The organism is Veillonella nakazawae (assembly GCF_013393365.1).
Lineage (GTDB): Bacteria > Bacillota > Negativicutes > Veillonellales > Veillonellaceae > Veillonella > Veillonella nakazawae.
In genome coordinates this window covers 1,263,519-1,285,716 of the sequence record NZ_AP022321.1, presented here as the reverse complement: position 1 = coordinate 1,285,716, position 22,198 = coordinate 1,263,519, and the positions used below count along the sequence as shown (strand labels likewise).

General features: G+C 37.1%; 20 protein-coding genes. All 20 read left to right on the top strand.

What is annotated here, in order from left to right:
* Nucleotides 1–6: 6 nt before the first annotated feature.
* The 20 genes from VEIT17_RS05830 to VEIT17_RS05735 all read left to right on the top strand — a co-directional run bounded on the left by VEIT17_RS05830 (nt 7) and on the right by VEIT17_RS05735 (nt 22,193).
* The gene (locus VEIT17_RS05830) at nt 7–1,926 is read left to right on the top strand and encodes an ABC-F family ATP-binding cassette domain-containing protein (protein ID WP_178885219.1); all 1,920 of its coding nucleotides are present in this window, start codon (nt 7–9) and stop codon (nt 1,924–1,926) included.
* Between the two features lie 109 nt (nt 1,927–2,035).
* On the top strand, nt 2,036–3,184 hold the full coding sequence (locus tag VEIT17_RS05825) for an ABC transporter substrate-binding protein (RefSeq protein ID WP_060924779.1): 1,149 nt from the start codon (nt 2,036–2,038) through the stop codon (nt 3,182–3,184).
* Between the two features lie 17 nt (nt 3,185–3,201).
* A complete protein-coding gene (locus VEIT17_RS05820) occupies nt 3,202–4,083 on the top strand; it encodes a branched-chain amino acid ABC transporter permease (RefSeq protein ID WP_105086569.1) in 882 nt (293 codons plus the stop codon).
* On the top strand, nt 4,083–5,093 hold the full coding sequence (locus VEIT17_RS05815; RefSeq protein WP_178885217.1) for a branched-chain amino acid ABC transporter permease: 1,011 nt from the start codon (nt 4,083–4,085) through the stop codon (nt 5,091–5,093). The genes VEIT17_RS05820 and VEIT17_RS05815 overlap by 1 nt, the downstream gene beginning before the upstream one ends.
* Before the next feature lie 11 nt (nt 5,094–5,104).
* A complete protein-coding gene (locus VEIT17_RS05810) occupies nt 5,105–5,866 on the top strand; it encodes an ABC transporter ATP-binding protein (protein WP_060924776.1) in 762 nt (253 codons plus the stop codon).
* 1 nt (nt 5,867) lies between these two features.
* The gene (locus VEIT17_RS05805; RefSeq protein WP_060924775.1) at nt 5,868–6,578 is read left to right on the top strand and encodes an ABC transporter ATP-binding protein; all 711 of its coding nucleotides are present in this window, start codon (nt 5,868–5,870) and stop codon (nt 6,576–6,578) included.
* 419 nt (nt 6,579–6,997) lie between these two features.
* Entirely contained in the window at nt 6,998–7,741 is a 744-nt protein-coding gene (locus VEIT17_RS05800) for a polysaccharide biosynthesis/export family protein (protein ID WP_178885215.1), read from the top strand.
* A 36-nt stretch (nt 7,742–7,777) separates the two neighbouring features.
* Entirely contained in the window at nt 7,778–9,604 is a 1,827-nt protein-coding gene (locus VEIT17_RS05795) for a polysaccharide biosynthesis protein (RefSeq protein ID WP_178885212.1), read from the top strand.
* 120 nt (nt 9,605–9,724) lie between these two features.
* Complete coding sequence (locus VEIT17_RS05790) at nt 9,725–11,170, top strand: GumC family protein (protein WP_178885210.1); 1,446 nt, start codon at nt 9,725–9,727, stop codon at nt 11,168–11,170.
* Nucleotide 11,171: 1 nt separating this feature from the next.
* Nucleotides 11,172–11,783, top strand: coding sequence for a CpsD/CapB family tyrosine-protein kinase (locus tag VEIT17_RS05785; RefSeq protein ID WP_155086922.1), 612 nt, complete (start codon nt 11,172–11,174; stop codon nt 11,781–11,783).
* A gap of 69 nt (nt 11,784–11,852) precedes the next feature.
* Nucleotides 11,853–13,058, top strand: coding sequence for a DegT/DnrJ/EryC1/StrS family aminotransferase (locus VEIT17_RS05780; RefSeq protein ID WP_337250260.1), 1,206 nt, complete (start codon nt 11,853–11,855; stop codon nt 13,056–13,058).
* Nucleotides 13,052–13,738: a sugar transferase gene (locus tag VEIT17_RS05775; protein ID WP_178885207.1), complete on the top strand. Its 687-nt coding sequence runs from the start codon at nt 13,052–13,054 to the stop codon at nt 13,736–13,738. The genes VEIT17_RS05780 and VEIT17_RS05775 overlap by 7 nt, the downstream gene beginning before the upstream one ends.
* Nucleotides 13,739–13,749: 11 nt before the next feature.
* Nucleotides 13,750–14,616: a LicD family protein gene (locus VEIT17_RS05770; RefSeq protein ID WP_178885205.1), complete on the top strand. Its 867-nt coding sequence runs from the start codon at nt 13,750–13,752 to the stop codon at nt 14,614–14,616.
* 9 nt (nt 14,617–14,625) lie between these two features.
* Complete coding sequence (locus tag VEIT17_RS05765; protein ID WP_178885203.1) at nt 14,626–15,348, top strand: IspD/TarI family cytidylyltransferase; 723 nt, start codon at nt 14,626–14,628, stop codon at nt 15,346–15,348.
* The gene (locus tag VEIT17_RS05760; protein WP_178885201.1) at nt 15,341–16,390 is read left to right on the top strand and encodes an NAD-dependent epimerase/dehydratase family protein; all 1,050 of its coding nucleotides are present in this window, start codon (nt 15,341–15,343) and stop codon (nt 16,388–16,390) included. The genes VEIT17_RS05765 and VEIT17_RS05760 overlap by 8 nt, the downstream gene beginning before the upstream one ends.
* Nucleotides 16,387–17,454: a glycosyltransferase gene (locus VEIT17_RS05755; protein ID WP_178885199.1), complete on the top strand. Its 1,068-nt coding sequence runs from the start codon at nt 16,387–16,389 to the stop codon at nt 17,452–17,454. Before VEIT17_RS05760 ends, VEIT17_RS05755 begins: the two co-directional genes overlap by 4 nt.
* A gap of 19 nt (nt 17,455–17,473) precedes the next feature.
* Entirely contained in the window at nt 17,474–18,715 is a 1,242-nt protein-coding gene (locus VEIT17_RS05750) for an O-antigen ligase family protein (RefSeq protein WP_129822898.1), read from the top strand.
* On the top strand, nt 18,693–19,625 hold the full coding sequence (locus VEIT17_RS05745; protein WP_129822899.1) for an ATP-grasp fold amidoligase family protein: 933 nt from the start codon (nt 18,693–18,695) through the stop codon (nt 19,623–19,625). The genes VEIT17_RS05750 and VEIT17_RS05745 overlap by 23 nt, the downstream gene beginning before the upstream one ends.
* A complete protein-coding gene (locus VEIT17_RS05740; protein ID WP_238672454.1) occupies nt 19,579–20,742 on the top strand; it encodes a CapA family protein in 1,164 nt (387 codons plus the stop codon). The genes VEIT17_RS05745 and VEIT17_RS05740 overlap by 47 nt, the downstream gene beginning before the upstream one ends.
* Nucleotides 20,742–22,193, top strand: a complete 1,452-nt coding sequence (locus VEIT17_RS05735; protein WP_178885197.1) for a lipopolysaccharide biosynthesis protein — start codon at nt 20,742–20,744, stop codon at nt 22,191–22,193. The genes VEIT17_RS05740 and VEIT17_RS05735 overlap by 1 nt, the downstream gene beginning before the upstream one ends.
* Nucleotides 22,194–22,198: the final 5 nt, after the last annotated feature.

Below are 22,198 nucleotides of genomic sequence, written 5' to 3'. Positions count from 1 at the left end.
TTATGAATGGAACGCATTCGAATGATAGGCCTTGGAAAATCATTTGGGGTGCGCCAAGTATTTTCCAATGTGTCTTTTGAGATAAAAGAAGGTGAGCGACTAGCCTTGGTAGGACCTAATGGGGCTGGGAAATCCACCTTGTTAAAATGCATATTAGGCTATGAAGAATTAGATGAAGGCAATGTAGTTAAGTCTCCTGTAGCCAGTATTGGTTACTTACAACAAGATGTAAATCTAGGAGATGATAGTTTAGCTACAGAAATTGAAAAAGCTTGGGCCGATGTCCATGTATTAGAGGAGCAACTAAAAGAACTTACCACGCGTTTGGAGTCTGAAGAAGCTAGTGAATCGGATCTGCAGCGATTGGATTATTTGCAAAATCGTTTAGAATGGCTAGGTGGCTATGATTATGAGCAAAAGACTAAACGTATCATTTATGGACTTGGTTTTACCGATGAGGATTTAGATAAGCCAGCTAGTGCTTTTTCTGGTGGTCAAAAGACTCGCATTAATTTAGCTAAAGCCTTGGTACGTCGTCCAGACTTTTTGTTCTTAGACGAGCCAACTAACCATTTAGATATGGACATGTTAGAGTGGCTAGAGGGTTATTTATCTGCCTATCCTGGCGGTATTCTCATCGTCAGCCATGACCGCTATTTTTTAGATCGTATTGTCACTGGTGTTGTAGAACTAGATAACCATAAGGCGACAATCTATCGTGGTAATTACAGCCGCTATATTCAACAACGGGATGAACGTTTGAAAGCAGATATGGTGGCCTATGAGAAACAACAGGAGTACATCAAGAAGACAGAGGCCTATATAGATAAATATCGTGCAGGTATTAAATCTAAAATGGCTCGTGGTCGTCAGTCTCAATTGAATCGTTTAGAACGACTTGATGCACCGGTAACTTCACATCATTTACAATTTTCTTTTCCCCCTGCTGCGATGAGTGCCGATAAGGTTCTTATTCTAGATCATTTATCAGTAGGATATGGTGAAGATCCTATCATTGATGATATATCACTCGTAGTACGACGTGGAGAATCAGTAGCCCTTATTGGACCTAACGGGGCTGGTAAATCGACACTCGTAAAAACTATAGTAGGTGAATTATTCCCTGAGAATGGTCACGTAGATATTGGTAACCGCGTACAAGTGGGATACTTCTCACAAGAGCATGAGGAATTACATGATTCTTGGCAGGTAGTAGAAGAGGTTATGAACCATTTTAACTATACTGAAGAAAAAGCCCGCAATGTATTAGGCTCATTCCTATTTAAAGGGGATGATGTATTTAAGATAGTAGGAGACTTATCCGGTGGTGAGAGAGCTCGGTTAGCATTGTTAAAATTATTCCTTCAAGGAGATAATTTCCTTATCTTAGACGAACCGACAAACCATTTAGATATTCCAACGCGTGAAATTGTGGAAGAAGCATTACAACAATTTGAAGGTACTTGCTTTATTATTTCTCATGACAGATATTTTTTGGATCAAGTTTCTACAAAAACCATTGTTCTAGATGATGGAAAAATTACTGAATATCTCGGTAATTACTCGTATTACAAAGAAAAGTTAAAAGAACAGGAAGATTTGTTAGCCATAGCTAACGAGCAAAACTTAGAAAACAGTGTTAGTGATAATAAACATACTTCTATTAATGAACCTATACTTTCAGTAGAAGAATCTACAGAGGAGCCTCAGAAGAAGCCGAATGCCTATATGATAGAAAAGCAATTAGCTGAGGTGGAATCTGAAATTGCTCGATTAGAAGCAACTATGAAAATGTATGAAGTTCAATTAGCTAATCCTGTAGTACAGCAAGATTTAGATGAAATGTCCAAAATTTCCATACAAATTGAATCAACACAAAGTGAGTTAGATGCATTATATGAAAAATGGGAACGACTATCTGAATAACTTATAATAGTATATATTATTATAGAGTTATTTTAATTGACAAAAAATTAAAAAATCTAATAATATAGATATAGATTTAAAGTTTTATGTTTCAAAGGAAAGGTGTAGCATGAATAAATCCATGTTAAAAAAAGCAGCCATTTTTGGTCTTGCTGGTGTAATGGCAGTTGCTGCTGGTTGTGGCAGTAATAAAGATGCAGGTAATGCAAATAGCAATGAAGCTAAAATTGCATTGTTAACAACAACAACTGGTGGTGCAGCGGCATATGGTGAATCCATTAAAGCTGGTGCAGAATTGGCAGTAAGCGAAATCAACGCTGATGCAAATGCTGTTAAAATCAACTTGTTAGTAGAAGATACTAAAGGTGATAAAAACGAAGCTATCAATGCAATGAATAAAGTAATTTCTAAAGATAAAGTTGTAGCTGTTATTGGCCCAATGTTATCTGGCGAAATGATGGCAGCAGGTCCTGTAGCAAACAAAAGCAAAATCGTAGCTCTTGGCACATCTACAACTGCTGAAGGTATTACAGATATCGGCGATTACATTTTCCGTAACGCTGTACCAGAATCCTTGGCTGTAGATACTGCAATTAAAGAAGCACATAAAACTTTAGGCTTCAAAACTGCAGCTATTATGTACTCCAACAACAATGACCAAATGGTATCTGTAAATAATACAGCTCGCAAAGCATTGGAAGCTGAAGGTGTACAAATTGTTGATACTGAAACATTTGCAGATAAAGATACTGACTTCTCTGCACAATTAACTAAGATTCAACAAGCAAAACCTGATGTTATCGTAGTTGCTTCTCTTTACCAAGAAGGCGCATTAATCATGAAAAAAATGCGTGAAATGGGTATGAATCAACCTGTAATTGGTTCTAATGGTTTCAACAGCCCTGAATTCATTAAAATTGCAGGCGCTGCAGCTGATGGTGTTATCGTAGGTACACCTTGGTTCCCTAACAAAGACGATCAAAAGGTAAAAGACTTCCGTAAAGCTTACAAAGATAAATACGGTAAAGAACCAGACCAATTCGCAGCTCAAGCTTATGATGCTGTATACCTCTATGAAGCAGCTTTGAAAAAAGCAGGTTCTACTACAGATCGTGAAAAATTCCGCGATGCTTTGAAAAATATTGCTGACTTCGTTGGTGTAACTGGTCAATTCAAGTTTAATGAAAAACGCGACCCTTCCATGGAAGTTCAAGTTTTACAAATTAAAAACGGTCAATTTGACGCATTAAAAAAATAAAAAGTTGAGGTAGTATAGTGTTTTTACAACAATTAGTTAACGGGTTAACCCTCGGTAGCTTATATGCTGTACTCGCTATTGGCTTAACACTTGTGTTTGGCGTTTTAAATATCATCAACATGGCACACGGAGGCATCTTTATGATAGGTGCCTTCGTTGGTCTTTTTATGGTAACTGTTTTTGACGTTAACATTTTTGTAGCCCTTATCGTAGCTATGGCTGTCGGTGCTATCCTCGGTTATCTTTTAGAATTTGTGGCGCTTCGTCCACTACGTAAGAAAAAGGTGTCTCACTTGGCACCACTTATTAGTACCATTGGTGTTTCTATTTTTCTTGAAAGTTTGGCATTATTGCTTTGGGGCCCTCAAACAAGATCTTTCCCACCAGACTATATTGGTGGTCTAATCGACTTTGGAGCTTTCAAAATTTCCATGGTACAAATTATTGGTTTAGGTGTTTCTGTTGTTTTAATGCTAATTCTTAATATAGTTATTAAGAAAACTAAAATTGGTAAGGCTATTCGTGCCGTATCTATGAGCACAGAAACAGCGGCTCTCTTGGGCATTAATCCAACAATGATTATATCTGTTACTGTTATGATTGCATCTGCCTTGGGTGCAGCTGCAGGTGTATTGGTAGGCTTGTCCTTCAATGCTATTGAGCCTACTATGGGTGTTATTATTGGATTTAAAGGCCTTGCCGTACTAATCTTAGGTGGTCTTGGTAATATTACAGGCGCCATGGTTGGTGGTTTTATTTTAGGTGTAGCAGAAATCTTCTCTGTTGCATATGGAGCCTCTACATTCCGTGACGCAGTGGCCTTTGGCCTCATCATCCTATTATTATTCTGGCGCCCACAAGGCTTGTTTGGTTCTAAAGATAAAGGGGGTAGACCTTAATGGATTTATTAAACCCGTATTATCTACAGATCGTGATGTTCTTCATCATCAATGCCATCATGGGTATTTCTATTTACTTCACACTTGCAAGTGGTCAGCTTTCTTTAGGGGCTGCTGGTTTTATGAGTGTTGGTGCATACGTAGGGGCTATCCTTTCTTTGAAAGCTGATTTGCCTATCGTTGTAGGCATCATTATTGGTGGCCTAGTTGCTAGCCTTGTAGCCGTTATTATCGGCTTACCAACAACACGTCTTCGCGGTTTATATCTTGCCATTGCTACTCTTGGTTTTGGCGAAGTTGTGCGTGTTATTTTCTTGAATTTGGACATTACTAATGGTGCGTTAGGCCTTTCTGGTATTCCATCTATTCCTCAAGAATTAACAAATTTAGCCTATGAACTTGATATCGATGGTTTAATGGGCATCGATGCTGTTGCATGGGGCAACTTAATGGCTATTATTATTTTGCTAATCATTTTAGTATTGATTATTGCCTTCTGTGTGCGCATTAATAATAGTCGTGTTGGTCGTGCCTTTGCAGCGATTAAGGCGGATGATCATGCAGCAGAATTAATGGGGATTAACGTTGTATACTACAAGATGATGGCCTTTATCATTGGTGCTTTCATCGCCGGTATTGGCGGTGGTTTGTATGCTCATATTACAAACTTTATCAATCCTACAGACTTTAGCTATCACAAGGTAGTACAAATCTTATTGTTCCCTGTATTTGGTGGTTCTAATGTAGTATGGGGCTCCGTATTAGGTTCTTTTATTCTTACATTATTGCCAGAAGTATTACGCTTCTTATCCGATTATCGGGACATCATCTATGGTGCATTACTAGTCATCTTGATGGCAGTTCGTCCAGATGGTATTTTAACAGAATCTATGGTAGACAAAATTAGTCGTAAATTAGGCTTTAAGAAAGCACCATATATTCCTGAATCACAAGTATTAACAGAACGTTTTGAAGCGTATAAACGTAAACAAGAAGAAAAACAAGGATAGGAGGGAACTGAATGCTATTAGAATTAAATGACGTAAGTAAAAGCTTTGGTGGCGTTGCAGCTCTCACAGGTATATCCTTTGGTGTAAAACAAGGTGAAGTATTTGGTGTTATTGGGCCAAATGGTGCTGGTAAAACTACATTATTTAACTTGATTACTGGTGTATTCCCTGTAAGTTCTGGCGAAATCGTATTTGATGGTATGTCTGTTGTAGGCATCAAGCCGCATAGAACTGTTGAAATGGGGATTGCTCGTACGTTCCAAAATATTCGTCTTTTTGGTAATATGACAGCTCTTGAAACTGTATTAACTGGTATGCATTGTCGTACTGGGTCTGGTTTCTTGTCTAGCTTCTTGAAAACAAAACGTCAACGCATCGAAGAAGAGCGTTGTCGTGGCATTGCGTATGAATTTTTAAAACTCGTAGGTCTTGAAGAAGATGCTGAAGAGGTTGCTACATCTTTGCCTTATGGTAAACAACGTCGCCTTGAAATTGCTCGTGCCTTGGCTACACATCCTCAATTAATTTTGCTAGATGAACCAGCAGCAGGTATGAATGATAGTGAAACAGAAGCGTTACGCCAATTGATTGGTAAAATTCGCGACCTTGGTATTACTGTTGTAGTTATTGAACATGCCATGGAATTAATGATGAATATTTGTGATCGTTTGGTAGTGTTCAACTTTGGTAAAAAGATTGCTGAAGGTACACCTCAAGAAATTCAAAACAATGAGGCTGTAATTGAAGCTTACTTAGGGAAAGAGGAGGCGTAATATGTTAAAGCTAGAAAACATCGTGGCTGGTTATGGACATATTACAGCCTTAAAAGATATCAGTTTAGAAGTACCACAAGGTTCTATTGTATCCTTGATTGGTGCTAATGGTGCTGGTAAGTCTACAACTATGAAGACCATAATGGGCCTTGTAAAGCCAACATCTGGTAAAGTATTATTTGAAGGCCAAGATATTACTGGTCATAAAACACATCAAATTGTACATGGTGGTATTTCATTAGTTCCAGAAGGTCGCCAAATCCTTCAAGATATGAGCGTTTATGAAAACCTTGAAATGGGCGCTTATATCCGCAACGATAATGAGATTGAAGAAGATATTAAAAAAGTATTTAAACGCTTCCCAATCCTTGATGAACGTAGTTATCAATTAGGTGGTACTCTATCTGGTGGTCAACAGCAAATGTTGGCTATTGGTCGCGCCCTTATGGCACGTCCAAAATTGTTATTATTGGATGAACCATCTATGGGTCTTGCACCATTAGTAGTAAACGAAATCTTTGAAACTATCAAAGAGATTAGTGCTGAAGGAACTACTGTTCTTTTGGTAGAACAAAATGTACGACAAGCATTAAAAATAGCTGATTATGCGTATGTATTGGAAACAGGTAAGATGGTATTATCTGGTCCTGCTGACGAAGTACGTCATGATCCTCGCGTTATGGAAGCATATTTAGGCGGTCGTGTTGAATAATTAATACTTTGAGTCGATAGACTTATCTAAAATTTTTAATAAGGTGTATATACTAGAAAACTAGTATATACACCTTATTTTTTTATTTAATCAATAAAATTGATGAGTGTTTGATGATTTTATGAATCGACTATGAATTGAGTTTATATATTTTTTATTTATATATCTAAAATTAATGAAAAAAACGAGTGAAATATGAGTGAAATGCGTAAAAAAATACACATAATTAAATGGTAAAAACCTTATATTTACGCGATTTATTCTTAAAGGTTTAATGAAGTTAGCTCAGAACGGTCTGTGTTTATGGAAGAAAGTTTAAAATAATGATAAAATGACTTAACCGATTTTTTAGGATTAATAATTCTAAAAAAATAAAGTGTTGTATTGAGTGAGTTGAATGTAAATCAAAGAGGTAAAATATGAATAAAAAACAGTATATGATGATGGCCGCATTCTTATGTGCCACAACAACATCCATGGCTGCACCTGTTAATGTAACAGCTGAACAGTCTTACGATTCTAAAATATTACAAACTGAAGGCCACGCACCACTAGAAACTAGTGCATCTGTAGTGAGCTCTGATAAGGTGTATCGTCTACGACAAGGTGATGAACTAACTATTCAAGTTGTACAACAAGCAGATCTTGGTACACGTAATGGTAACGATATTATGTACACTGTTCGTCCTGACGGATATGTATCATTCCCTATGGTGGGACCAGTGAAAGCAGATGGTTTAACCGTCGATGAGTTTACCGCCCAATTACAGCAAGGTTTATCTCGGTACATTATTAATCCGGATATTACTGTAAATGTTACAAAACTCGGAGGAGTTCGGGTGTACGTATTCGGTGAGATTAATAAGCCTGGTGCTTATACATTGACTAAGTCTAGTACTGTTCTTGATGCGATTGGTGCGGCTGGTAGCTTTAACTGGGATACAGCTAAAAAGAAAATTTACTTAATTCATCAAGACAATCCTGAAAAACCAATTCCTATTAATTTAAATCGCATGTTACAAACTGGAGATATGTCCGAAAACTATATTATGCGAGAAGGTGATGTTCTTTACTTGACTAAAAATAGTCGTATTAACTTTGCTCGTGATATTGCTCCAATTTTGACTGGTGCATACATGGTATCACGTATCGGTAAGGATTAAGGATAGGGTTTATCTCACATATAAGGGGGCGTTCTTTTGCGTTCATATTTATTACCAGCCATACTATTTATTGCCGATATTGCGACGATTGTTATTGTTGCTTTCATTAGTTTATTTATTAGATTTGATGGCTATATAGAACCTCGATATATTGATCAAATGGTAGACGCATTGCCAATATTGCTGATTTCGTATATGTTGATGTTCTTGCTTATGCATCTATATACGCGTATTTGGCGTTATGCAGGGATGCGAGAGGTATTGGCAGTATTTGTCGCTACGACAGTAGGTACAGCAATCTTTTACTCCTCTATGTTTGTATTTGGTAAATCATTACCAAGATCAATCTATTTTATTACTTGGTTCCTTACAACTGGTGCAGTAGGTATGGGACGTATGTTGCTACATTATGTGGCGCTTCATTATAGCAGTGGTGATGATGGTGAAAGTGGTCAAGTGAATACGTTGATCATTGGTGCTGGCGATGCAGGGGCAACTATTGCTCGTGAAATTGAACGGTATCATAAGCGCTCTCGTCGAATCATTGGCTTTGTAGATGATGATATGTTCAAACATAACCGCCTTATGAATGGCTTTAGAATTTTAGGTAATCGTGAAGATATTCCAATGCTTGTAGCAAGATATAAGGTTGAAGAAATTATCATTGCTATGCCATCGGTAAAGCGTGATGTTATTCGAGAAATCATGGAAATCTGCTCACCTCTAAAATGTAAAATCAACACATTACCTGGGATGTACCAATTATTAGATGATGAGGTTTTAGTATCTCATTTGCATCCTATTTCCATTGAAGATTTATTGGAACGTGATGAGATTCATCTCGACACATCAAAAGTAGAACCATATTTAAAAGATAAAGTCGTTCTTGTTACGGGAGCAGGTGGTTCTATTGGCTCTGAAATTTGTCGTCAAGTATTACGGGTTAGACCTAAAAAACTATTGTTACTAGGTCATGGTGAAAATAGTATTTATCTTATTCACCAAGAGTTGCGTTCAATTGTAACTGAAGGTACATTGGTTCCCATTATTGCTGATATTCGAGATAAAAATCAGTTAGACCAAATCTTTACCGATTATGAACCAGATGTAGTATTCCATGCAGCAGCTCATAAACATGTACCGCTTATGGAAATCCAACCGATTGCAGCGGTGTTAAATAATATTTATGGCACTCGTAATGTGGCAGATGTAGCAGGCGCACATGGTGTTGAGCGCTTCGTTATGATTTCCACAGATAAAGCGGTAAATCCAACAAGTGTTATGGGGGCTACGAAACGGGTGGCAGAAAAGGTTGTACTTGGTATGAATCACAAGTACGATACAAAGTTTATTACCGTTCGCTTTGGTAATGTTCTTGGTAGTCGCGGTTCTGTTATTCCATTATTCCGCAAACAAATTGAAGCTGGTGGACCTGTAACAGTTACAGATCCTGAAATGACTCGTTACTTTATGACTATTCCAGAAGCAAGCCAACTTGTATTACAAGCTGGTGCAATGGGAAATGGTGGTGAAGTGTTCTTATTAGATATGGGTGAACCAGTAAAAATTGTTGATTTAGCGAAAAATATGATTCGTCTGTCTGGATTTGAGCCTGATAAAGATATTCGCATTGAGTTTACTGGTTTGCGTCCAGGTGAAAAGCTATATGAAGAATTATTAACTGCTGAAGAAGGTACTAATACAACTACACATAAGAAAATCTTTGAAGCTGCCTTAGAAGATGTAAATCAAGAATGGTTAAGCCGTGAAATTGATCGCTTTGAAACATGTAAATCTGACTTGGATGTAATCAATGTATTACAAGACATCGTTCCTACATATCATCCAAATCATAATGTATAACAATTTAGTTACAATCATTTATTTAGAGCTGTAGTCTACGTGAGAGGGAGATATACAGTAACTATTCCTTAGAGGGAGAGACCCTGTTGTTTGTATACTTTCACAGAAAGGGGTATATGGGTGGAACAAATTATTGATTTAAAAGAGGTCGGTAGAGTCCTCGTTAAACGACGTCGTAAGATTATCAATATTACGGTAGCATGTATAGTATTGGGTGGTGCATATGGTCTCCTAGCACCATCTACATATCAATCTACATCTATGTTGCGCATTAAACAATCTCAAGGATTAAGTAATTCTGTTTTATCAAGTACTAATGGTTACTCTGACTCTATGGCGCGTCAATTGATGAATACAGATGCTGAAATTTTAAAGAGTCGTAATGTTGTAGAACCTGTTATTGCAGCAATTGAAGATCCAGAAGGAACAGGTAAAGCACCTACATACGAAGAGTTTGTTAAAACACGTATTGAAACAAAACCATATAAAGAAACTGAATTATTACAAGTTAGTGTAACTGGTAAAAGTCCAGAACAAGCACAAGAGGCTAATCAATTATTAATTGATACATTCTTAAAGCGCTTGGCAGATATTTCCCATGTTGAGCAACGGACGACACGCGAATTTTTACAAAAACGTGTGGTAACTGCAAAAGAAGAATTGGGTCAAGCAGAAAAGAAATTACAACAATTCCAAGTGGACAATAAGGTATATTCCACGGCGGATCAAATGAAGGGGCTAACAGATAAGATTACCCTTATTGATCGTGAGAAAGCTCAAAACCAATTGGATTTGGAAACGGCGCAAGCAGCTTTAGGTAGTATTAATGAGCAATTAGGCTCTGCAGGTAAAAGTATTGCGGATAGTGCAACTGTTCAAGCATATAAAGGACAATTAGCTGACTTAGAATCTCGTAAGGCCTCTTATGTTGGTAAATATACTGATGAGCATCCGGCAATGAAAGAGATTAACCAACAAATCGAAGAAGCTAAGAGTGGTTTAAATGCTGAAATTAATGCTATTGCATCTCAACAAGCTCCATCTAGTAACTCTGCACAGCAAGGTTTGTTAGCAGATAAATTCAGAAATGAAGCGGCTTTAGCTGTAGCACAAGGTAAAGAATCTACATTAGCTGAACTTGATAAAGAAAATGAGGAAGCTATGAAAGGTTTGCCTGAAAAAGAACGTGGCTATATCCAGGCAAAACGTGATGTTGATGTAGCCCAAGACATTTACGAAATGCTATCTAAGCGTTTGGAAGAAGCTAAAGTAGCTGAAGTAATGGTACCAAATGAAGTTCAAATTGTAGATGCTCCTACATTGCCAGAAAAGGCTATTGCACCTCGTAAAATCCTTATTTTATTAGGCTCTGCAATTTTGGGTATTATCCTAGGCTGCCTTTACACATTGGGTCAGTTCTTCTGCAACCGCAAGGTTCAATCTGTACAAGAAATCAAAGATATTCTTGGCATTGAAAATTTAGGTGTCATTCCTAATCATGAAGAAAAGGAATATGAAGAACCAAGCAATCGTATTGTAGCATTGTGGCGTAAAGTGAGAGGTTAATATGATTAGACTAATTTCTAATGAGCGTGGTGATACACCACTTGTAGAAGCATATCGTACATTGCGTAGCAATTTACAATACGTATGTAATCAACATAAATGTAAGATCATTTGTATCACCGCTGCCACTAGTGGAGAAGGAACATCTGAGGTAGCGGCTAATACGGCATTAGCTTTATCGAAGAATAATAACAAAGTTCTTTTGGTAGATGGTAATTTACGTAATCCAGTTCAGCATGTAGCATTCAACGTGCAAAATAAAGGTCTTACTAATGCAGTTATTATGGATGAAGATTTGACGATTCATCGCAATATTGTTCCTCATTTAGATGTGCTTACTGCTGGTGAAGTAGTTAGCCATCCTTCAGAGGTAGTTGATTCTAGTAAATTATCTACAATATGGGATTATATCCGCGACGAATATGATGTAGTTATCATTGATACACCACCAGTATTAGATGTTACGGATGCCATTGTATTAGCTGAAAAATCTGATGGTGTCATGCTTGTTGTTAAAAATGAAGTCGCAGGTCCTAAAGATTTAATAGAAGCTAAGAAACGACTTACTCAAGTTGGAATTCCTTTATTAGGTTCTATCGTCATTGATGTGTAGTCAATAATTTAATATATATTCCATTAGATAAATCAAGCGTATCGACAAGGTACAGAAAGTAATGAGGTGATGTATATGAAAATTAATTTTTCCCCTCCTGATATTACAGAGTTAGAAATCAATGAAGTTGTTGAAGCCTTAAAGAGTGGTTGGATTACAACTGGACCGCGCACTAAAGAATTAGAAAAAAAGATTGCGGCACAGTTAGGTACACCTAAAGCTGTTTGTTTAAACTCTGCTACCGCGGCGCTTGAGATGTCTCTCCGTGTATTAGGTATTGGACCTGGCGATGAAGTTATTACCAGTGCCTATTCCTATACTGCTAGTGCAAGTCCGGTTGTTCATGTAGGGGCTACACTAGTTATTGTAGATACCCAAAAAGATTCATTTGAAATGGATTATGATGCAGTGGCTCGTGCTATTACACCAAAAACAAAGGCAATCATTCCTGTAGATATTGCAGGGGTACCTTGTGATTATGACCGTTTACGCTCTATTGTAAACGAAAAGAAATCGCTATTTACACCTGCCAATGATATTCAAAAAGCATTGGCACATATTCCTATCGTTGCGGACTGTGCCCATTCCTTTGGTGCTTCATACAAAGGTATACCAACTGGCAATGTAGCTGATTTTAGTAGTTTTTCCTTCCACGCAGTAAAGAACTTTACGACTGCCGAAGGGGGCTGTGCTACATGGCGACATATAGATGGTATTGATGATGAAGTCATTTATAAGCAATTCCAATTATTATCTTTGCATGGACAAGATAAGGACGCCCTTGCTAAGACAAAGGCTGGTGCATGGGAATACGATATTAAGGGTACATATTATAAATGTAATATGACCGATATTATGGCGGCTATTGGTTTGGCTCAATTTGAAAGATACCCAAAACTGTTAGCACGACGTAAGGAAATCATCGCAGCTTATGATGCAGGTTTAAAAGATTTACCTGTTACAGTATTAAGTCACTATACTGATGATCATCAAAGTAGTGGTCATTTGTACTTAGTTCGCTTAGATGGACGTGATGCAGAATACCGTAACAAGGTAATTGAAGCTATGGCTGAAGCTGGAATTGCAACCAATGTTCACTATAAGCCAATTCCTATGCATACGGCTTATAAGAACTTAGGATTTACCATCGATGATTATCCAAATGCTTATAATCAATTTAAAAATGAAATCACATTGCCTCTTCATACATTGCTAACGGATGAAGAAGTGCAATATATCATTGAAACATTTAAAAGGATTATTACCGAATGTTAGTAAAAAACTTTCACGATCTACCACAAGAGTTGCAGTGTGAAGAGGTGCGTCCATACTTTGAAATATTGAATCAAAGACGAACAAGCCTTCTTTGTAAAAGCATATTTGACCGTGTTATAGCTGCTGGTATGCTCATTGTATTAAGTCCTGTATTTTTGGTGTTAGCCATCATGATTAAACGAGATAGCGAAGGGGAGGTCTTCTTCCGCCAAACTCGGGTGACGCAATATGGTCGTACCTTTGGTATCTATAAATTTCGTACCATGGTAAAAAATGCGGAATCATTAGGTGCTCAGGTGACATCACAAAATGATATGCGCGTTACAAAGGTAGGCAATATGCTTCGTAGCTGTCGTCTTGATGAATTGCCTCAGTTAATCAATATCCTATTAGGAGATATGAGCTTTGTTGGTACAAGACCAGAGGTGCCTCGTTATGTGGCGGCTTACACAAATGAAATGAAAGCAACTTTGTTATTACCAGCAGGGGTAACAAGTGTTGCAAGTATTGCTTATAAAGATGAAGATCAACTTTTACAAAATGCTAAAAATGTTGATGAAGTGTATATCAATGAGGTTTTACCAGGTAAAATGGCTTGGAATTTAAAGAGTATTAAAGAGTTTTCTTTTTTACAAGATATTAAAACGATGATTGATACCGTATTAGCTGTTTTACGTTAAGAGAGGTTCCTATGAGTACATCTATGACAAAGGAAATACAAGAAAAAGAGCTTAGTATGTTGCTGTACTTTAAAGAGTTTTGTGACAAACATAATTTGCGCTTTTATCTCTGTGGCGGTGGCCTCATTGGGGCAATACGTCATAATGGCTTTATCCCTTGGGATGACGACTTGGATTTATTTATGCCACGTCCAGATTACGAAAAGTTAGCTGAACTATGGCCTAAGTATGCAGATACAGAACGGTATACCTACTGTCGTACAGATCAACATCATATCTATCATGATGCAGGTGCTTCTATTAGAGATAATCATACGACATTTATTAATCGCCATAGTATGCATGAAGATATTTGTCATGGTTTAGCTCTTGAAATTATGCCTATTGATGGTTGTGCACCAGGAAAAATTAGCCGTACTTTACAACTTATGTGGGCCATGACCTTTGCACTTTTTAATGCACAACGTTTACCGGATAATAAAGGTCCGATGTATCGTGCATTGGCAGGATGTATTTACAAGGTATTCTCTAGTCAGTCATTACGTTACCATATATGGCGCTTTGCAGAAAAGCAAATGACCAAATATGATTTCAATACGAGCAAGGAGTGTACTGAGTTAATTGGTAGTTTAAAAGGCATGAAGTTGCGTCATCCTCGAGAAGACTTTGCTTCTGTTGTATATAAAGACTTTGAAGGTCATCAGATACCTGTTATGAAAGGGTATGAAAGATATTTACGTCTTATTTGGGGCGACTATATGCAATTACCACCAGTAGAACAGCGTGTAGCAAAACATGATGCTGTGTTTGCTGATTTACATACACCTTACAAGGAGTATAGGGGCATACATTATGCCAAGAACGAAGCTCAACCTTAAGGAGGGCCTATGAAACGAATAGCAGTAATCTTTGCGGGTGGCGTAGGTGCTCGAATGAATAACAGCAAGACGCCAAAACAGTTTCTAGAATGGAACGGTAGACCTATTCTGATTCAAACTTTAGATGTGTTTGAACAAACCGACTCTATTGACGGTATTGTTTTAGCTTGCAAAGCAGAGTGGATTGATCATACTAAAAACCTCATCAAAGATGCTGGTTTACAAAAAATTGTATCCATTGTTCCAGGTGGAGACAGTGCTTTAGACTCTCAATATAATGGATTGGCAGAGGCAAAACGATTATTTCCTAATGAAGAGGTTACCGTATTGATTCACGATGGTGTTAGACCACTTGTGGATAAGGCAACAATAGAGAGAAATATTGAATCTGTAGAAACAAAGGGTTCTGCTATTACGGTTACACCTGCTATTGAAACCGTTATGGTTACAGATAATGGTTCTATAAACCGAATTTTAAATCGTAGTGAATGCCTTATGGCAAAAGCACCTCAAAGCTTTAAACTAGATGATATTTTATCGGTTCATGATAGAGCTAAAGCAGAAGGCATCCATAATTTTATAGATTCTGCATCCATGATGATGCATTATGGATACACCTTGTATCCAGTATTAGGAGAAACAGAAAATATAAAGATTACTACACCATCTGATTATTATATGTTCACAGGTATTATTAAAAACCGTGAATTAGGAGGATTACAAGATGAGTAATTCCGTTATTAAACGCGAGTTAACAGCTTTACTACAAGATAAAGAGTACTTTGAATTCCTCTGCCATCAGCGCATTCTTGTGACAGGTGCGACGGGACTTATTGGTTCTATGTTTATAAAATTGCTTATACTTGCCAATGAGACTTTTAACTTGGACATAAAGGTAATAGGTCATGTACGAAGTCATGATAAAGCACAGGCTATATTAGGTAACTACTTAGATAATGATTCCATTACACTTATTGATGGTGCTTTAGAATCTATTGACGTACCTTGTGACTATATCTTACATGGTGCTGCACCAACACAATCTAAATTCTTTATGGAGCATCCAGTAGAAACTATTCGTACATCTATTCATGGTACGGAAGCTATGCTTGAATTAGGTCGTCATAAAACAGTAAAAAAACTTGTGTACTTATCGAGTATGGAACAGTATGGTGTACCCTATGAATCTGGACAAGTGATGACAGAAGAACGATTAGGGTATTTAGATCATTTAAATATTCGCAGTTCTTATTCTGAAAGTAAGAGATTATGTGAGTGTTATTGTAAGTCCTATGCTGTAGAATTTGGAGTTCCTGCTGTTATAGCTAGACTTGCTCAAACTTTTGGACCAGGTGTTCCTGTATCTGATAATCGTGTATTTATGCAGTTTACTAAGAGTGCGCTACGAAATGAAAACATTATTCTTCATACAAAAGGTGACTCCATGTCGAACTATTGCTACATTACTGATGCATTAACGGGCATTTTAACCCTCATGAAGGATGGCGAAGCTGGTGAAGCATATAATATTTGTCATGATGAGGAGACTCGCTCCATAGCAAGTATTGCGCATCTAGTAGCTACACATGTAAGTCATGGAAAAAGTGAAGTAGTTTTTGACATTCCAGAAGATGTACAAGGTTTGGGATACGCACCGACAGTTCACATGTTCTTAAGCTCTAAGAAGTTGAAATCTTTAGGTTGGCAGCCTAAAGTGTCAATGGCACAAGCCTATGTAAGACTTGCAGAATATATCCAAGAGGAAGGCTTATGAAAAAGGAAATAATTATTGTTACCATCTCCCTCGGTAATGATGGGGCTGAACGTATTTTAACAGAGTTAGCTCGTCAGTGGGTGCATGATGGTCACCATATTACGGTTATCCAAACAAGCCCTAATCGTTATGGTAATGAATATGCTTTAGAGGAAGGTATTGAACAAATTCAGATTCATACTACAAGCTCCAATAAAGTAATTCGCTTTATTCAGGAAATTAAAGAACTAATTAAGATTTTAAAGACTAGACCAAATGCAACATGTCTATCTTTTTTGTCGGCATCAAGCTTTATACTGGCTATTAGTTCGTGGTTTGTGAAGAATCGCATCGTCTTTTCGGAGCGAAATAATCCGCGTAAGGTGCCTATTGGTTGGCATCAACAAGCGTTGCGTAATTTTGCCTTTAGATTTGCTGATGCGTTAGTATTCCAAACTGAGGATGCTCGTTCATATTTCCCTGAATCTGTACAAAAGCGTGGTGTTATCATTCCAAATCCTATTAATGGTAAACTGCCACCACCAATAGAAGGGGAACGTGAGAAGACAATTGTTACGGCTTGTCGATTACATCCGCAAAAGAATTTGCCTATGATGATTAATGCTTTTAGTATGCTGGCAGATGAGTTTCCAGAGTATAAACTTATCATTTATGGCCAAGGCGTTTTAGAGGATGAACTACGTGCTCAAATTAAAGCGCTCAATTTAGAGAATCGTATTTTATTACCTGGCTTTGCTAGTAATATTTTAGAGAAGGTTGCACCTTGTTCTATGTATGTTTCATCATCTGATTTTGAAGGTATTTCAAACTCTATGTTAGAAGCACTTGGCATGGGCTTGCCTACAGTAGTTACAGACTGTCCAGTAGGTGGTGCTCGTATGGTAATAAATAGTGGAGAGAATGGTATCTTGGTACCTGTAGGAGATACAAAGGCTATGTATGAAGCTATGCGCAGTATTCTGAAAGACCCTGCATTAGCAGCAAAACTTTCACAGGAAGCTATCAAGGTGCGTGATAAATTTCCACTATGTAAAATTGCTAAACGTTGGTTAGATGTTTTATGAGTTGTAAGGAGGAGAACCATTGAAGTTAAATATAACGGCTATTGCTGACCGCATGATATGGTTCATAACTCTAATTTTTTTAGTGTTGTCGTTGACCATTTCCTTTGCCCTTGGCGATGCGAATTATGGTGCCTATGTATTATTTGTATGCCTATTTGGACTTATTATTTTTTATCTCATACGAGAGCAGGGAGTTATAAAACTTCGGTTTACTTGGATGCATGGTTATATGCTGCTCTTTATTGGAGCCTGTTATCTGAGTACTATTAATGCTATTGAGCCATCTGTAGCACTCAGTCGAAGTTTTGATATCGTCAAGATATTCTTTATGCTTATCATTTTATACATGTGTTATCAAGATAAAACATCGGTGGACACATTATTAAAAATTGGTATGTGGACCGGTTATATAGTTTGTTTTTACACGGTATATTTCTATGGCTTAGATTACTTTATTACGGTTTTGTCATCTTCTGCACGAATTGCAAATGATGCATTAAATGCGAATACTGTAGGTTTATTAGGTGCCAATGCTATCGTTATGACATTGTATTACATGTTATACAATCGACCTCGTTGGTGGAATATTATAGCCTTACCTACATTGGGTATTCTAGCAGCTACTGGTAGTCGTAAAGCTTTAGTATTTGTTGTTGTTGGTACAGTATTACTATTTGTATTTAAAAGTTTACGTAGTGCCAATGTAGTAAATTCTATTGCTAAGATTATTGGGTCATTGTTAGCTCTTACTATCATTGGTATTGCAGTTTTACAATTACCTATGTTTTCAGAGGTTCTGGATCGTATGTCGAGTATGGTGGATGCTTTCTCCGGTACTGGTGGTGATTCATCTACCATTATTCGTTTAGCCTTGGTTGATATAGGGTGGGATTTATTTTATCAATCGCCCATCACTGGGGTGGGGGTAAATAATCCATCTGTACTTACCTATTTTTTATATGGTAAAGAGAATTATTATTTACATAATAATTATATTGAACTATTAGCGGGTACAGGGATAATCGGCTTATTGGCGTATTACTCAATGTATGTGTATATAGCTTATAACTTAATTCGTTATCGAAATTTTCATAGCAATGAATATGTAATGGTGCTCATTTTATTCCTTTCTCAAATCGTCATGGATATGGGGATGGTGTCTTATGAAAGTAAGAGTACATATTTTTATATGATGATGTTTTATTTAGAGGTGCAATTGCTTCGGAAAGGACGTAAAAATGAAGCTCAGCAAGTTATGTAAAGTTGGCATGTCCTTTTTAACAAAACCTTACTATCGCACAAGAGTATTAATCAAATTAGGTTATTATGATTCTTTATCTGATGAAGAGTTTTTAAAGAAAGTATTCCCAAAATACATGGGCTATCCTCTAGATTTAGAGAATCCTAAAACTTTTAGCGAAAAGTTACAATGGCTAAAGGTTAATTACAGAGACCCTATACAAACTGTAATGGTTGATAAACATGAAGTTAAGAACTTTATTGCTCAACGGGTGGGTGAACAATATATAATTCGCACACTTGCTGTTTGGGATTCTGTAGAGGATATAGACTTTGATGCATTACCTAATCAATTTGTTTTGAAATGTACACATGATAGTGGGGGCATCGTTATTTGTAAAGATAAGTCATCCCTTGATCGAGAAGCTGCTAAAGCTAAATTAAGTGCATCCTTACAACGGGATTATTCGCGTATAGCCAGAGAGTGGCCTTATAAAGATGTTCCTCGTCGGATTATAGCAGAGGAATATTTATCTGAGCTAGGTAGCAATGAAATCTTAGATTATAAAATGTATTGTTTTCATGGCAAACCAAAATTGACTGTAGTATGTTCTAACCGCTTTTCTAAAACAGGAACGCGTATGAATTTTTACGATATCGATTGGAATCCTATGGGCATTCATTTTGGACATTATCCGCCGGTATCAACTGAGTTCACAAGGCCTGAAACATATGAAGAAATGCTAAGATTGGCTACTGAACTTAGTAAAGACTGTCCGTTTTTACGTGTTGATTTCTATGAAATAAAGGGACGACTTTATATTGGAGAGTTAACGTTCTTCCCGGGTGCAGGATTCGAAAAGTTTCGTCCTATGACAAAAGATTATGAATTGGGAGAGTGGTTACACCTTGAAACTGTACATCGGGGCTGATTTTGTCCCAACGGATATAAATAGAGAATTATTTGAATCTGGTAATGGAGAGGCTTTGGTTGGTAAGGAGTTACTGGGACTTCTAAAGGAATCTGATTTAAATGTATTTAATTTAGAGGTGCCTTTAACAGATGCATCTACTCCGATTAATAAATTTGGTAATAATTTAAAGTCTCCTACAAAAACAATCTATGGTTATAAGGCTTTAGAGCCTATATTTTTAACATTGGCTAATAATCACTCCTTAGATCATGGTGTAGAAGGATTAACTACTACACTGGAGTTATTAAAAAAGCATGATATTAAAAATGCAGGTGCTGGTGCTAATGTAAAAGCAGCTAAAAAGCCATTTATCTTTGAAAAAGAAGGTATACGTATAGGATTTTACCTATGTGCAGAACATGAGTTTACCGTTGCTTCTTGTCATACAATGGGGGCTAATCCATTTGATGTATTAGAGAGCTTTGATGATGTAGAAGCTTTAAAGAAAACTTGTGATTATGTTATCGTCCTATATCATGGTGGGAAGGAGTTTTATCGCTATCCATCGCCAATGTTACAAAGATATTGCAGAAAATTTGTTGATAAAGGGGCAGACCTTGTAATTTGCCAACATAGTCATTGTATAGGTTCTCGTGAGGACTATGGTAAGGGGATTATTATTTATGGCCAAGGTAACTTTATCTTTAACTCTGAATCCTATATACATCATAAGGAGTTTGTAAAAGATTCCTTATTAATCAGTGTAGAGGCTACAAAGGATACCTTTGTTGTATCTGAAGTGCCAATTCGTGGTACCGAAAGGGGCACCCGTTTGGCTACTGAATCAGAAGCCATTGAAACATTGACGGAATATAAAAAGCGAAGTGAAAACATTAGAGATGCTCATTTTGTTGCTCAAGCATATAAGGATTTTGCTGATACTCATGTAAAGCGATATTTGCGTGAATTTTTAGGTAGATCTTTTATTATCCGCGCAATAAATGGATTATTTGGACGAAAATTAATGCAACTTATTTTAGGAAAAACAAGTTATTTAGCAATTCAAAATTACTTGGAATGTGAAGCTCACCATGAATTATTCTTGCGGGGCATTAAGAATATCAATAAAAAATAATGGATACAAAAATAGTAGCTGCTGCTAAATGGTCTGTCATAACAGAGGTTTTAGCAAAGCTTATTACACCACTAACAAATATAATATTGGCCCATATGCTAGCACCTACGGCATTTGGGATATTGGCAACAATTATGATGGTTATATCCTTTGCAGAAATGCTAGCTGATGCGGGATTCCAAAAATTTCTTGTACAGCACGAGTTTCAAAGTGATAAAGAAAAACAGGAGGCTACAGATGTAGCTTTTATTGCTAACTTAGTTCTATCTTTACTCTTGTGGGGGGCTATTATAGTCGGTCGTGATGAATTGGCCGTATTAGTTGGAAATGATGGCTTAGGCATACCGTTGGCCATAATGGGGGCCATGATTCCGCTCTCTGCTTTCAGTAGTGTACAAATGGCATTGTATAGACGGGACTTTAACTTTAAGTTTCTTCTTAATATTCGGCTCATCACAATTCTGACTCCTATATTGATATCCATACCTATGGCGCTCATGGGATATGACTATTGGTCTTTAATCGCTGGTATGTTAGGGGCTCAGTTATTTACGGCTTTGGCCTTATTGAAGAGTAGGAAAAATCAAATCCACCTCTTCTTTAGTTCTCGCGTCTTTATGAACATGTTTAGTTATAGTGCATGGTCATTGGCTGAAGCATTTTCTATTTGGCTTACTGCATGGGTGGATACCTTCATTATTAGTCGCTTTTTAGATGCCTATTATTTAGGGATATACAAAATGCCTATGGCTATTGTTACAACTGTTATGGCCATGGCTACTTCATCTTTAGCGCCTGTATTATTTGCCGCTTTAAGTCGAGTTCAACAGGATGAACAGGCATTCTCAAATACATTCTTTACCTTCCAACGCTATATGGCTCTTTTTTTAGTACCTATAGGGATAGGCTTGTTTGTATTCCAAGACTTTGTTGTTGATCTCTTATTGGGACCACAATGGAAGTTAGCAGGTATTGTATTGGGATCTTGGGCCTTGAGTTCCGCTATTATGACAGTAACAGCGAATTTGATTTCTGAAGTATTCCGTGCAAAAGGAGTTCCTAATTTATCATTCTGGACTCAAATATTACATTTAGTTGTATTAATACCGGTAATTTATATTTGTATTCAGTATGACTTTAGTACATTTGTCTATGCTCGTTCAATAGTACGCATGGAAATGTTAATGGTTGCCATGATTTTCTTAGCATTATTTATACATATGAGTGCCCTTCGAGTGATTACTAATATAGGTGTATATCTAATTACTGCATCTATTGTTGGTGCTCTTGCATATAGTATTTTACATTTATATGATGCGGTATGGTGGACTATAGCTTGTATGATCTTATGCGTGGTGCTATATGTGGCTATATTATGTATTGTTCCATCTGAGCGTGCCATTATTACTTCTGGCATTGATAAAGTATTAAGTAAAGTAAGACGCTCATAATTAAC

What these genes read in the sequence shown, in the direction of transcription:
- VEIT17_RS05785 (WP_155086922.1), top strand. Translation starts at nt 11,172, where the DNA reads ATGATTAGACTAATTTCTAATGAGCGTGGTGATACACCACTTGTAGAA.
- VEIT17_RS05810 (WP_060924776.1), top strand. Translation starts at nt 5,105, where the DNA reads ATGCTATTAGAATTAAATGACGTAAGTAAAAGCTTTGGTGGCGTTGCA.
- VEIT17_RS05745 (WP_129822899.1), top strand. Translation starts at nt 18,693, where the DNA reads ATGAAGCTCAGCAAGTTATGTAAAGTTGGCATGTCCTTTTTAACAAAA.
- VEIT17_RS05800 (WP_178885215.1), top strand. Translation starts at nt 6,998, where the DNA reads ATGAATAAAAAACAGTATATGATGATGGCCGCATTCTTATGTGCCACA.
- VEIT17_RS05775 (WP_178885207.1), top strand. Translation starts at nt 13,052, where the DNA reads ATGTTAGTAAAAAACTTTCACGATCTACCACAAGAGTTGCAGTGTGAA.
- VEIT17_RS05770 (WP_178885205.1), top strand. Translation starts at nt 13,750, where the DNA reads ATGAGTACATCTATGACAAAGGAAATACAAGAAAAAGAGCTTAGTATG.
- VEIT17_RS05765 (WP_178885203.1), top strand. Translation starts at nt 14,626, where the DNA reads ATGAAACGAATAGCAGTAATCTTTGCGGGTGGCGTAGGTGCTCGAATG.
- VEIT17_RS05825 (WP_060924779.1), top strand. Translation starts at nt 2,036, where the DNA reads ATGAATAAATCCATGTTAAAAAAAGCAGCCATTTTTGGTCTTGCTGGT.
- VEIT17_RS05735 (WP_178885197.1), top strand. Translation starts at nt 20,742, where the DNA reads ATGGATACAAAAATAGTAGCTGCTGCTAAATGGTCTGTCATAACAGAG.
- VEIT17_RS05740 (WP_238672454.1), top strand. Translation starts at nt 19,579, where the DNA reads ATGAATTGGGAGAGTGGTTACACCTTGAAACTGTACATCGGGGCTGAT.
- VEIT17_RS05815 (WP_178885217.1), top strand. Translation starts at nt 4,083, where the DNA reads ATGGATTTATTAAACCCGTATTATCTACAGATCGTGATGTTCTTCATC.
- VEIT17_RS05780 (WP_337250260.1), top strand. Translation starts at nt 11,853, where the DNA reads ATGTATATGAAAATTAATTTTTCCCCTCCTGATATTACAGAGTTAGAA.
- VEIT17_RS05760 (WP_178885201.1), top strand. Translation starts at nt 15,341, where the DNA reads ATGAGTAATTCCGTTATTAAACGCGAGTTAACAGCTTTACTACAAGAT.
- VEIT17_RS05755 (WP_178885199.1), top strand. Translation starts at nt 16,387, where the DNA reads ATGAAAAAGGAAATAATTATTGTTACCATCTCCCTCGGTAATGATGGG.
- VEIT17_RS05830 (WP_178885219.1), top strand. Translation starts at nt 7, where the DNA reads ATGGAACGCATTCGAATGATAGGCCTTGGAAAATCATTTGGGGTGCGC.
- VEIT17_RS05805 (WP_060924775.1), top strand. Translation starts at nt 5,868, where the DNA reads ATGTTAAAGCTAGAAAACATCGTGGCTGGTTATGGACATATTACAGCC.